9 protein-coding genes and 1 pseudogene are annotated in these 11,859 nt (G+C 62.6%); 4 read left to right on the top strand and 6 right to left on the bottom strand.

Going from position 1 to position 11,859, the window contains the following annotated elements; all coding sequences use genetic code 11:
- The 6 genes and pseudogenes from CP49_RS46880 to CP49_RS02270 all read right to left on the bottom strand — a co-directional run.
- Window positions 1–272: pseudogene (locus tag CP49_RS46880) on the bottom strand (ABC transporter substrate-binding protein); the annotation flags it as partial.
- A gap of 289 nt (window positions 273–561) precedes the next feature.
- Window positions 562–1,575: a branched-chain amino acid ABC transporter permease gene (locus CP49_RS02290; RefSeq protein ID WP_057848678.1), complete on the bottom strand. Its 1,014-nt coding sequence runs from the start codon at window positions 1,573–1,575 to the stop codon at window positions 562–564.
- A 2-nt stretch (window positions 1,576–1,577) separates the two neighbouring features.
- Window positions 1,578–2,456 carry a branched-chain amino acid ABC transporter permease gene (locus CP49_RS02285; protein ID WP_057848677.1) on the bottom strand — a complete coding sequence of 293 codons (879 nt, stop codon included), beginning with the start codon at window positions 2,454–2,456 and terminating at the stop codon, window positions 1,578–1,580.
- A gap of 11 nt (window positions 2,457–2,467) precedes the next feature.
- Complete coding sequence (locus CP49_RS02280; RefSeq protein WP_057848676.1) at window positions 2,468–3,181, bottom strand: ABC transporter ATP-binding protein; 714 nt, start codon at window positions 3,179–3,181, stop codon at window positions 2,468–2,470.
- Entirely contained in the window at window positions 3,178–3,975 is a 798-nt protein-coding gene (locus CP49_RS02275) for an ABC transporter ATP-binding protein (protein ID WP_057848720.1), read from the bottom strand. Before CP49_RS02275 ends, CP49_RS02280 begins: the two co-directional genes overlap by 4 nt.
- Window positions 3,976–4,044: 69 nt before the next feature.
- Complete coding sequence (locus CP49_RS02270) at window positions 4,045–4,908, bottom strand: IclR family transcriptional regulator (protein WP_057848675.1); 864 nt, start codon at window positions 4,906–4,908, stop codon at window positions 4,045–4,047.
- Window positions 4,909–5,072: 164 nt separating this feature from the next.
- Here CP49_RS02270 and CP49_RS02265 point away from each other — a divergent pair, with 164 nt between their 5' ends.
- The 4 genes from CP49_RS02265 to pimD all read left to right on the top strand — a co-directional run bounded on the left by CP49_RS02265 (window position 5,073) and on the right by pimD (window position 11,812).
- Window positions 5,073–7,169, top strand: a complete 2,097-nt coding sequence (locus tag CP49_RS02265) for a 3-hydroxyacyl-CoA dehydrogenase NAD-binding domain-containing protein (RefSeq protein WP_057848674.1) — start codon at window positions 5,073–5,075, stop codon at window positions 7,167–7,169.
- 172 nt (window positions 7,170–7,341) lie between these two features.
- Window positions 7,342–9,027 (top strand): dicarboxylate--CoA ligase PimA, encoded by a 1,686-nt coding sequence (gene pimA / locus CP49_RS02260; protein ID WP_057848673.1) that lies wholly within the window; start codon window positions 7,342–7,344, stop codon window positions 9,025–9,027.
- 181 nt (window positions 9,028–9,208) lie between these two features.
- The gene (gene pimC, locus CP49_RS02255) at window positions 9,209–10,399 is read left to right on the top strand and encodes a pimeloyl-CoA dehydrogenase large subunit (protein ID WP_057848672.1); all 1,191 of its coding nucleotides are present in this window, start codon (window positions 9,209–9,211) and stop codon (window positions 10,397–10,399) included.
- A gap of 270 nt (window positions 10,400–10,669) precedes the next feature.
- The gene (gene pimD, locus CP49_RS02250) at window positions 10,670–11,812 is read left to right on the top strand and encodes a pimeloyl-CoA dehydrogenase small subunit (protein WP_057848671.1); all 1,143 of its coding nucleotides are present in this window, start codon (window positions 10,670–10,672) and stop codon (window positions 11,810–11,812) included.
- The last annotated feature ends 47 nt before the right edge of the window (window positions 11,813–11,859 follow it).

The following is an 11,859-nucleotide window of genomic DNA, read 5'->3' as shown; positions in this document are numbered from 1 at the left end:
GGGCTGTAGGCGTCGTCATAGCTGATGAAGTTGATCTTGCGGCCGTTGATGCCGCCTTCGGCGTTGACCTTCCTGAAATAGGCCTCTGCGGTTTTGCCGATCACGCCATAGGCGGAAGCCGGTCCGCTGTAGGGCATGATGTTGCCGATCTTGATTTCAGTGTCGGAGGCGCCGGTGTCGTATTTCTTCTGCGCAAGCGCGCCGCTGCTGGTCGCGGCAAGCAATGCGAGGGCAGCCGCAAAAGCTCCCAGTCGCAAGTTGATAACGGACATTTTGATCTCCCTAGGATCCGGATGGATGTGTCATCTTCTTTTTGATTGGAGCGCTTGGCGGCTCTTGGGGATATTGAATACCTTTCGGTCGCGTCCAGCAACAAAAAGCCCCCCGCGACAGCGTCGCGGGAGGCGATATTTGGTCTGATCCTCCGGGAAACTACCGTCCGGCGGAATATTGGTTAATGGCTGAACTCGCCGCTGATGACTTCACCGAACATATCCCGTCTCTCACCCTTGAAGCGCATCATCTGAAGTTGCTCGATCGGCGCGAAGTCGGTGGCTGAGACTACTTCTTCAGTTTGCCGATCAGTTGCTGGGCAACGATCGCGACCTGCCTTGCGCCGTGCGGCACGAGGAAGATGACGAGGAACAGAAGCACGCCGAACACCGCGCCGGAGAGGCCCTTCGAGATGTGCTCCGCGATATTCGGCACAAAGATGATGAAGGCGGAACCGACGATCGATCCCGGCAGCCAGCCGACGCCACCGACGACCATGCCGAGGAACAGCGAGATTGCGAGCGTGATGGTGTAACCGTCCGGTGCCACGAACTGCACCGCAATGGCGCCGAGACCGCCGGCAACGCCGGTGATGCCGGCCGAGACGCCGAACGCCAGCGTCTTGTACAGCGCGACGTCAACGCCCATCGCAGACGCCGCGATCTCGTTGTCGCGGATCGCCATGAAGGCGCGGCCCGAACGGGAACGCAGCAGGTTGACCGAGGCGATATAGATCCCGATCGCGATCACGAGCGTGAAATAATACAGCCACCTGTCCTGGGATATCGGCAGGCCAAACGGCGCATCGGGCTTGGTCACGACCAGCCCCTGCACGCCACCGGTCCAGTGCTCGAAGAAGCCGAGCTTCAGCAGTTGCGGCATTGCCACCGCCAGCGCAAAGGTCGCCAGCGCCAGATAGATGCCGCTCAAGCGCAGCGCCGGCTGACCGAACAAGAACCCGAAGCCAAAGCAGATAATGCCGGCAATGGGCAGTGTCAGGGCGTAGTTCACGCCCATATGCTCCATCAGAATGGCGGAGGTGTAGGCTCCGACCGCGTAGAAGGCGCTTTGGCCCAGCGAAAACTGGCCGCTGCCACCCGTCAGGATGTTCAGCGCCAGCACCGCCAGCGCGTAGATCAGCAACATCGTCATCTGGAAGACGAAGAAATTCTTCAAGAACATCGGTGCGATGATCAGCAACCCCAGCACCACCAGCGAGGTGCCGTAGCCCAGCGTCATGGCTCTCTTTGGGACAGCCTCGACCGCCGGTGCTTCGCTTGTGACTTCCTCAACTGCGCTCATGATCAAACTCGCTTCACGATGGGCCGGCCAAACAGGCCCGCCGGCTTGAGAACCAATACGGTGATGATAAGCGCCAGCGCGATCGGCAACTTCAGTTCATTGCCGACGCCGGGGATATAGGTCCCGGCGAGATTCTCGAACACGCCGACCAGAAAGCCTCCAACCACCGCTCCGAGCGGGCTGGTCAGGCCGCCGAGGACGGCCGCGGCAAACCCGTAGATCAGCACGCCGCCCATCATGTTGGGCTCCAGAAACACGACAGGTGCGATCAGGATGCCGGCGATCGCGCCGATCGCGGACGCCATGCCCCAGCCAAGCGCGATCATCCAGCTCGTGTTGATGCCGACCAGCCGTGCCGATTCCGGTAACGACGCGGCCGCGCGCATCGCAAGGCCAATCCGGGTGAACTGAAAGAACAGATAGAGCAGGATCAACAGTCCCACCGTGACGCCGATCATGCCGGCCTGATGGGTCGAGATCAACTGACTGCCGAGAAAGGGCGAGGATCCGAACGGCGTCGGAAACTGCTTGATCGTGAAGTCCCAGGTCAGTCCGGCGACGCTGTTGACGATCGCAAACAATGCGATGAAACCGGCGACATTGGTCAGGACCGGCGCCTTGGCGAGCGGCTTGAACAACATACGCTCGATGGCGATGCCGCCTGCGAACGAGAACGCCAGCGTGAGAAGGAAGGCCCACCAATACGGCACCCCCCATTGCATCAGCTGCCAGGCGATGAATGTCGAGAACATCGCCATTTCGCCCTGAGCGAAATTGAGATGGTCGATCGCCTGGTAAATCATCACAACGGCGAGCGCCATGCAGGCATAGATCGCACCTGTGGCAATGCCAGCCAGGACCTGGTTGATAAAAAGTTCCACGGCTGCGCTCCTCAATAACCGAGATAGGATTTACGGACGTCTTCGTTGTTCGCGATCTCGGCAGCGCTTCCCGACATCACGATACGTCCGGTTTCAATAACGTAGGCCTTGTCCGCGAGCTCCAGGGCGAGTTGTGCGTTTTGCTCCACCACCAGAATAGTGACCTTGTCCTCGCGGTTGATCTTGCCGAGGATGTTGAACAGCTCGCGCACGATCAGCGGCGCCAGGCCGAACGACGGCTCGTCCAGCAGCATCAGCCGCGGACGCAGCATCAGCGCACGCGCAACCGCGAGCATCTGCTGCTCGCCGCCCGACAGTGTGCCGGCCTGCTGGGTGTGCCGTTCCTTGAGCACCGGAAAGTGCTCGTACATGCGCTCGATGTCGGCGACCACGCCCTTCTTGTCATTGCGGGTGATGGCGCCGAGCTGCAGGTTCTCTTCCACCGTCATGGTGGTGAAAGTGCCGCGACCCTGCGGCACATGCGCAATGCCGAGACGGACGACGTTTTCGGTCGACTGGCCGGAGAGCGGCTTGCCCTCGAACTCGATCGCGCCGGTCGAACGCACCATGTTGCAGATCGCCCGCAAGGTGGTGGTCTTGCCGGCGCCGTTGGCGCCGAGCAGAGTGGTCAGCGAGCCCTCGTTGAGGGAGAAGCTTAAGCCGTGAAGCGCCTGGACCTGGCCATAATAGGCGCGGAGGTCCTTGACGTTGAGCATCGCGGTCATTGGTCCTTGCTCCCCAGATAGGCTTTGATGACATCCGGGTCGGCCTGGACCTGGGCCGGTGTTCCTTCGGCGAGCTTGCGGCCGAAGTTAAGTGCGACGACGTGGTCGGCGATCGACATCACCAGACCCATGTGATGTTCGACGAGCAGCACCGTCACGTGACGCTCGTCGCGAATGCGCTTGATCAGATCGCCAAGCACGTGGACTTCTTCGTGATTGAGACCGCCGGCGGGTTCGTCGAGCAGCAGGATCTTGGGATCCGCGGCCAGTGCGCGCGCCAGCTCGACACGTTTTTGGGTACCGAACGGCAGGCCGGACACGATGGTGTGGGCGACGTCATCGAGGCCGAGATAGGTAACGATCTCGTGGACGTGCTTGTTGAGTTCGGCCTCGCCACGGCGCACCCAGCCCAGTCGCAAGGAGTCGCTGATGATGTCGCTGTTGGAACGGCAATGGGTGCCGACGCGAACGTTGTCGAGCACGGAGAGATTTGGAAACAGCGCGACGTTCTGGAAGGTGCGGCCGATGCCGATCTCGGCGATCCGGTGCGGCGGACGCGTCAGGATGCTCGCGCCTTCCATCAGGATATCGCCGGAGCTCGGCTGATAGAGCCGGGAAAGGCAGTTGAACAGCGTCGTCTTGCCGGCGCCGTTCGGTCCGATCAGGCCGAGGATTGCGCCCTTATGCATGTCAAAGGACACGCCGTTTAACGCGATGATGCCGCCGAACACGACGCTGACGTCGCGAACCGCGAGCAGGGGGGAGCTTCCCTGCGCGAGCTGGGCCTGAGTCATCTCGCCTCGCCCGCGCTGATGACGGAGCGGCAATGACCACGCGAAGATTTTCGCCAGCCGCGATGAACGCTATCTGATCCCCTCGGACACACGTGCAACTTTTCCTCCTGCTTTCAACTTCTTGTTCTCTGTTTTTTTGGATTGCGGGGCCGCGCCGCCCAACGCTGCCTCGATGTTCCTTACCATCGTCACAAGGCGCGGTCCAATATCGTTGATCAAGCGATCTTCCGTAAAACGGAAAGCGGGTGCGCCACAATTGAAGGCATACGGTCCGGTTCCGTCGCTGAGCTTCAGCGGCACACCTACGGCGTGCACATCGTCCTGCCATTCGCCGGCAGAGATGGTGAATCCGTGACGCGCGAGCATTTCGCCCGCGCGCTCGATGCCGTCACGCATTTTGGGCCAGCGATTGCCGTAGTGGTCGCGCAGTTCGCGCAGCAAAGCGGCACGCTCATCGTCGGGCAGCGCCCAGATATAGGCGCGACCCATCGCAGTGGTCGCGATCGGCACCCGCGAACCGACATCGAGCTGCACGCCGAGCAGCCCGGCACGGCTTTGCCCGAAATAGATCATGCTGTGACGATCGCGTCCGCCGACGGCAACGGCCCCGCCGGTCTCGCGCATCAGTTCTTCACGGTACGGTTCGGACAAATGCCGAACGCCGAGATTGGCGAGCGCGGCATACCCCAGCGCCATGGCAGATGGCGCGAGCTGATACTTCTCGAAGCGCGGAACGGGTGTAAGATAGCCGAGTTTGGTCAGGGTGTAGGTCAGCCGGGAAATGGTCGGCTTTGGCAAATTGGTACGGGCGGCGAGTTCTTGATTGCCGAGAAGCCCGTCGTTGGGATGAAATGCGCGCAACACATCAAGTCCGCGGGAAAGCGCGACGACGAAGCTGCGATCAGTCGCCACTTTCTTCCCTGGACGCTTCATTACCCGCTACTGCTGATGAGCTCGTTGACAAGGGACGTGCTTCAAAATAACCCTCGCTGTCAAGGTGTGGAATTAAATTTCGCAGTGCGAAATTGGTGAAATGGCCGTAGCTACTCAACGCAAGTTGGGCGGCATCCAAGAACAAACGATCCAGGGAGAGTCCCGTGAGCGAAGTGGTAAAACTCGAGCGTCATGACGTCATCGCCATCGTCACGGTCAACAGCCCTCCGGTCAACGCGCTGAGCGCTGCCGTTCGCGGCGGCATTTTCGAATGCATGAAGAGCGCGATCGCCGATGCCGAGGTAAAGGCCATCGTGCTGACCTGCGACGGCCGCACCTTCATCGCCGGCGCCGATATCACCGAGTTCGGCAAGCCGCCGAAGCCCCCCGGTCTCGCCGAAGTGCTGGAGCTCATGGAGAAATCGCCGAAGCCGATCGTTGCCGCCATTCACGGCACCGCGCTCGGCGGCGGCCTCGAAGTTGCTCTGGCATGCCACTATCGCGTTGCGACCAAGGACGCCAAGCTTGGGCTGCCCGAAGTGAAGCTCGGACTTCTGCCGGGCGCCGGCGGCACCCAGCGCCTGCCGCGCGCGGTCGGCCCCGAGCTCGCGGTCAAGATGATCGTCAGTGGCGATCCGATCAGCGCGGCGGACGCACTCAAGAACGGCCTGATCGAGGAGATCGTCGAGGGCCCGGCGACGGGCGGCGAGGCATTCGCGCTCAAGGTGCTGGCGGAGAAGCGCCCATTGCGCAAGTTGCGCGATGACGATTCCAAGCTCGCGGCCGCCAAGGCCGACATCTCGATCTTCACCAATGCGGTCGCCGCGCTCACCAAGAAAGCACGCGGGCTGGAAGCGCCGTTCGCGGCTGCGGACGCCGTGCGCGCCGCGATCGAGTTGCCGTTCGATGAAGGGCTGAAGAAAGAGCGCGAAGGTTTCCTCAAGCTCGTCGCCAGCGACCAGTCCAAGGCACAGCGTTATGCCTTCTTCTCGGAGCGCGAGGCGGCCAAGATCGCCGGCGTGCCTGAGGGAACCAAGCCGCGCAAGGTCGATCGCGTCGCCATCATCGGCGCCGGCACCATGGGCGGCGGTATCGCGATGTCGTTCGCCAATGCCGGTATTCCGGTGACGCTGATCGAGACCGGCGAAGAGCAGCTCAAGCGCGGCATGGGCGTGATGCAGAAGAATTACGAGGCGACTGCTGCGCGCGGCGGCATTCCGGCGGATGCCCCGGCCAAGCGCATGGGCCTGATCGACGGCAAGGTCGGTCTCGAGCACGTCAAGGACGCTGACCTTGTGATCGAAGCCGTGTTTGAAACCATGGCGGTCAAGAAAGAGGTGTTCGAGGCGCTCGACAAGCACGCCAAGCCGGGCGCCGTGCTCGCCAGCAACACCTCGTATCTCAACATCGACGAGATCGCGAAGGTGACGAAGCGTCCGCAGGACGTGCTCGGCATGCACTTCTTCTCACCGGCCAACGTGATGAAGCTGTGCGAGATCGTTCGCGCCGACAAGACCGCGCCGGATGCGTTGACGACGGCCGTTTCCATCGCGCGCAAAATCGCAAAGGTGCCGGCCGTGGTCGGCGTCTGCGACGGCTTTGTCGGCAACCGCATGCTGGCGCAGCGCGGCAAGCAGTCGGAAAAGCTGTTGTTCGAAGGCGCATTGCCGCAGCAGGTCGACGCCGTGGTGACGAAGTTCGGCATGCCGATGGGTCCGTTCGCGATGAGCGATCTCGCCGGCCTCGATATCGGCTGGCGTTCCCGGAAAGACCGTGGCATCAAGTCGGAAATCGCCGACGCGCTGTGCGAGGCCGGGCGCTTTGGCCAGAAGACCGGCAAGGGCTACTACAAGTATGAAGGCGGCTCGCGCGCGCCGCTGCCCGATCCTGAGGTCGAGAAGCTGATCGACGAGACGCTGCAGCGTCTTGGCCGGAAGAAGCGCGTCGTCAGCGACGACGAAATCCTTGAGCGCATGATGTACCCGATGATCAACGAGGGGGCGCGAATTCTCGAAGAGGGTATCGCGGCGCGTCCGAGCGACATCGACGTGATCTGGCTCTATGGCTATGGCTGGCCGATCTACCGCGGCGGGCCGATGTTCTATGCCGACCAGGTCGGTCTCAAGCACATCGCCGATCGCCTCTCGTATTACGCCAAGGAGACCAACGATCCCTCGCTCGAACCGGCGCCGCTGCTCAAGCGCCTCGCCGCGGAGGGCAAGACGTTTGCGTCACTGGCCCAGCAGTCGAAAGCGGCTTGATGGTGGCGAGTATCGGCACAGTCTCTCCGTTCCCTCCCCCCTTGCGGGGGAGGGTTAGGGAGGGGGGTGGCCGCACCGGGACTGCCCGTGTGGACCCCCTTCCCCAACCCCTCCCCGCAAGGGGGAGGGGAGCCCTGTCGGCGGTGGCCCCCTCACGCACTACAAAACTCCCATGACCCATCCCGGCGAACAGTTTTATCCGCAAGGCGTCCGCTGGGACGAACCGATCGCGCGCGGTACGCTGCCGGACCTGTTGTCGGACGCCGCCGCCGAGTTCGGGTCGCGGCCTGCGATCGAATTCCGCGACCGGCCGATCAGCTACAGCGAACTCGAGGCGATGGTCGAGAAAGCAGCCAGCGCCTTCCTTCGCGCCGGCTACGGCAAGAATAAATCGGTCGCGCTGTTCCTCGGCAATTCGCCGGATCATCCCGTCAATTTCTTCGGGGCGCTGAAGGCCGGCGCCCGAATCGTGCACCTGTCGCCGCTCGACGGCGAGATCGCGCTGTCGCACAAGCTTTCGGACTCCGGCGCGCGCGTGCTGGTCACCAGCAATCTGTCGGCGCTGTTGCCGACCGCGCTGAAATTTCTCGCTCGCGGCCTGCTGGATCGCCTGATCGTTTGCGAGGACGATCATTGGGGCAAGGTCGGCACACAGCAAGCGGCGCTGCCGGATAGCCCTGATATCGTCACCTACAGTCAATTCACGGACGACGCGACCAGGCCGGCGCAGTGGCCCGCAATCTCGGCTGATGATGTCGCTCTATTGCAATACACGGGCGGCACCACCGGCCTGCCGAAGGGCGCGATGCTGAGCCACGGCAACCTGACCTCGGCGGTGTCGGTCTACGACGTCTGGGGCAGGCCGGCGCGCGCCGAGCGCAACGCCGTCGAACGCGTGATCTGCGTGCTGCCGCTGTTTCATATCTATGCGCTGACGGTGGTGCTGCTCTCCGCGATCCGGCGCGGCAACCTGATTTCGCTGCACCAGCGTTTCGACGTCGAGGCCGTGATGCGCGATATCGAAGTCAAGCGCGCGACCGTCTTTCCGGGCGTGCCGACAATGTGGATCGCGATCGCCGCGCTGCCTGATCTCGACAAGCGCGACCTGTCCTCGCTGGTGTCCTGCGGCTCCGGCGGCGCGCCGCTGCCGGTCGAGGTCGCGAAAATCTTCGAGCGCAAGGTCGGCATGAAGCTGAAGAGCGGCTGGGGCATGACCGAGACCTGCTCGCCCGGCACCGGCCACCCCAAGGAAGGCCCGGACAAGTCCGGCTCGATCGGCCTGATGCTGCCCGGCATCGAGATGGACGTGGTGTCGCTGGAAGACCCGACCAGGCTGATGCCGGTGGGCGAAGTCGGCGAAATCCGCATCCGCGGTCCGAATGTCACCAAGGGCTACTGGAACCGGCCGAAGGAAACCGCCGAAGCCTTTGTCGGCGACCGCTTCCTCACCGGCGACATCGGCTACATGGATGCCGACGGCTACTTCTACCTGGTAGACCGCAAGAAGGACATGATCATCTCCGGCGGCTTCAACGTCTATCCGCAGATGATCGAGCAGGCGATCTACACGCATCCTTCGGTGCAGGAAGTGATCGTGATCGGCATCCCGGACGATTACCGCGGCGAGGCCGCCAAAGCCTTCATCAAGTTGCGCGCCGATGCAAAGCCGTTCACGCTCGATGAGTTGCGCGCATTCCTCACCGGCAAGATCGGCAAGCATGAACTGCCGGCTGCCGTGGATTTCGTCGACGAGCTGCCGCGCACGCCGGTCGGAAAATTGTCGCGCCACGAACTGCGCATGCAGCAATCGCAAGCCGCATCACCAAAACAACAAGCCGCCTCAGGAGGTCGTTCCTAGCACTCCGCCGTCGTCCCGGCCTTGAGCCGGGACCCATACGCCGCGGCCTTTGTTCGGGGCAGTCTGGGAGACGGCTTTGTTAACAACGGAAGTCGGTGGTTATGGGTCCCTGCGTTCGCAGGGACGACGAGATTGAGAGTTCGCGCTACTAAGGAATCAAGTTCGCTCACAGGAGGATCCGATGGATCTCGCTTTCAGCAAGGAAGAAATCGCGTTTCGTGAGGAGGTGAGAGCCTTCTTCCGGGATAACGTGCCGCCGGAGACGCGGCGCAAGATGGTCGAGGGCCGTCATCTCTCCAAGGATGAGATGATCGCCTGGTGGCGCATCCTGAACAAGAAGGGGTGGGGCGTCTCGCACTGGCCGAAGGAATATGGCGGCACGGGGTGGACCTCGGTGCAGCACTACATCTTCAACGAAGAGCTGCAGATGCATCCGGCGCCGGCGCCGCTCGCCTTCGGCGTCAGCATGGTCGGCCCGGTCATCTACACCTTCGGCAACGAGAAGCAGAAGCAGCAGTACCTGCCGCGCATCGCCAATGTCGACGACTGGTGGTGCCAGGGCTTTTCGGAGCCCGGCTCGGGATCGGACCTCGCCTCGCTCAAGACCAAGGCCGAGCGCAAAGGCGACAAGTACATCATCAACGGCCAGAAGACCTGGACCACGCTGGCCCAGCACGCCGACATGATCTTCTGCCTGTGCCGCACCGACACGACTGCGAAGAAGCAGATGGGCATCTCCTTCATCGTCTTCAGCATGAAGTCGAAGGGCGTCACCGTGCGCCCGATCGAGACCATCGACGGCGGCCATGAGGTCAACGAAGTGTTCTTCGACGACGTCGAAGTGCCGGTCGAGAATCTGATCGGCGAGGAGAACAAGGGCTGGGATTACGCAAAATTCCTGCTCGGCAACGAGCGCACCGGCATCGCCCGCGTCGGCGTCTCCAAGGAGCGGCTGCGCCGCATCAAGGATCTCGCCTCCAAGGTCGAACAGAACGGCAAGCCGGTGATCGAGGACCAGGGTTTCCGCGAGAAGCTCGCCGCCTGCGAGATCGAACTGAAGGCGCTCGAGCTCACCCAGCTCCGCGTCGTCGCCGACGAGGGCAAGCACGGCAAGGGCAAGCCCAACCCGGCGTCCTCGGTGCTGAAGATCAAGGGCTCGGAAATCCAGCAGACCACCACCGAACTTTTGATGGAAGTGATCGGCCCGTTCGCCGCGCCCTACGACGTGCACGGCGACGACGGCTCCAACGAGACCATGGACTGGACCGCCCAGATCGCGCCGAGCTACTTCAACAACCGCAAGGTCTCGATCTACGGCGGCTCCAACGAGATCCAGCGCAACATCATCACCAAGGCGGTGCTGGGGCTGTAGGCAAGATAGCGCCACAACAACGCACGTCGTCCCCGCGAAAGCGGGGACCCAGTACGCCGCGGCGGTCGTGATTCACGAATAACGCCGGCGATTACTGGATCCCCGCATTCGCGGGGATGACGAGCGAGGGTCAGTTCGTAGGATGGGTGGAGCGAAGCGATACCCATCACAGCAAGTCCGAACAGTGCGATGGGTTTCGCTTCGCTCTACCCATCCTACGGGTTCGTTCGATTTCCATGCCTCCGGCATGATTTGAGAGAGCAAAAGAACATGGATTTTGATTTGTCCGAGGAGCAGCGCCTTCTCAAGGAAAGCATCGACGGTCTGTTGACCGACTCCTACGATTTCGATGCGCGCAAGAAGTACCAGAAGGAGAAGGGCGGCTGGAGCAAGGCCGTCTGGGGCAAGCTCGCCGAGCAGGGCCTGTTGGGCCTGCCCTTCGCGGAAGCCGATGGCGGCTTCGGCGCCGGCGCGGTCGAGACCATGATCGTGATGGAAGCGCTCGGCAGGGCGCTGGTGCTTGAGCCGTATCTCGCCACCGTCGTGATCGGCGGCGGCTTCCTGCGTCACGGCGGCTCGGCCGAGCAGAAGGCTGCGCACATCCCCGGCATCATCGACGGCAGCAAGACCTTTGCGTTTGCGCAGCTCGAGAAGAACTCGCGCTACGATCTCGGCGATGTCGCAACATCAGCCAAGAAGAAGGGCGCGGGATGGGTCATCGACGGCGAGAAATTCGTCGTGCTCAACGGCGAGAACGCTGACACTCTGATCGTGACGGTGCGCACCAAGGGCGGCCGGCGCGACAGAAGCGGCATCGGCGTGTTCATCGTGCCGGCGAACGCCAAGGGCGTCACCCGCAAGGGTTATCCGACCCAGGACGGCCTGCATGCCGCCGATATCACGTTCACCGGCGTCGAGGTCGGCGCAGATGCCGTGATCGGCGATCCCGAGAACGGCCTGCCGCTGATCGAGCGCGTGGTTGATGAGGCCCGCACCGCGATGTGCGCGGAAGCCGTCGGCGCGATGGATGAATCGCTGAAGGCGACCGTCGAATATCTCAAGACCCGCAAGCAGTTCGGCGTGCCGATCGGCAGCTTCCAGACGCTGCAGCACCGCGCCGCCGACATGTTCGTCGCGCTTGAACAGGCCCGCAGCATGTCGATGTTCGCGACCATGGCCGCCGATTTCGACAGCGCCAAGGAGCGTGCGACCGCGGTCGCCGCCGCCAAGGTGCAGATCGGCAAATCCGGCAAGTTCATCGGCCAGCAGTCGATCCAGCTTCACGGCGGCATCGGCATGACGCAGGAAGCCAAGATCGGCCACTACTTCAAGCGGCTGACCATGATCGAGAACACCTTTGGCGACACCGACTACCACCTCCGCCGCGTCACCGACGCGGGCGGGCTGGTGTGACGCATTCGCCGTAGGTCACGCGACCGCAGCCATACAAGGTCGTCATG

The organism is Bradyrhizobium valentinum, from assembly GCF_001440405.1.
Classification (GTDB): domain Bacteria; phylum Pseudomonadota; class Alphaproteobacteria; order Rhizobiales; family Xanthobacteraceae; genus Bradyrhizobium; species Bradyrhizobium valentinum.
Note: the sequence above shows the minus strand (reverse complement) of the source record. Positions and strands in the feature narration are given on the sequence as shown.

Coding starts and splice junctions, on each gene's coding strand:
- CP49_RS02290 (WP_057848678.1), bottom strand. CDS start 1,575: ATGAGCGCAGTTGAGGAAGTCACAAGCGAAGCACCGGCGGTCGAGGCT.
- CP49_RS02280 (WP_057848676.1), bottom strand. CDS start 3,181: ATGACCGCGATGCTCAACGTCAAGGACCTCCGCGCCTATTATGGCCAG.
- CP49_RS02275 (WP_057848720.1), bottom strand. CDS start 3,975: ATGACTCAGGCCCAGCTCGCGCAGGGAAGCTCCCCCCTGCTCGCGGTT.
- CP49_RS02270 (WP_057848675.1), bottom strand. CDS start 4,908: ATGAAGCGTCCAGGGAAGAAAGTGGCGACTGATCGCAGCTTCGTCGTC.
- pimA (WP_057848673.1), top strand. CDS start 7,342: ATGACCCATCCCGGCGAACAGTTTTATCCGCAAGGCGTCCGCTGGGAC.
- pimC (WP_057848672.1), top strand. CDS start 9,209: ATGGATCTCGCTTTCAGCAAGGAAGAAATCGCGTTTCGTGAGGAGGTG.
- pimD (WP_057848671.1), top strand. CDS start 10,670: ATGGATTTTGATTTGTCCGAGGAGCAGCGCCTTCTCAAGGAAAGCATC.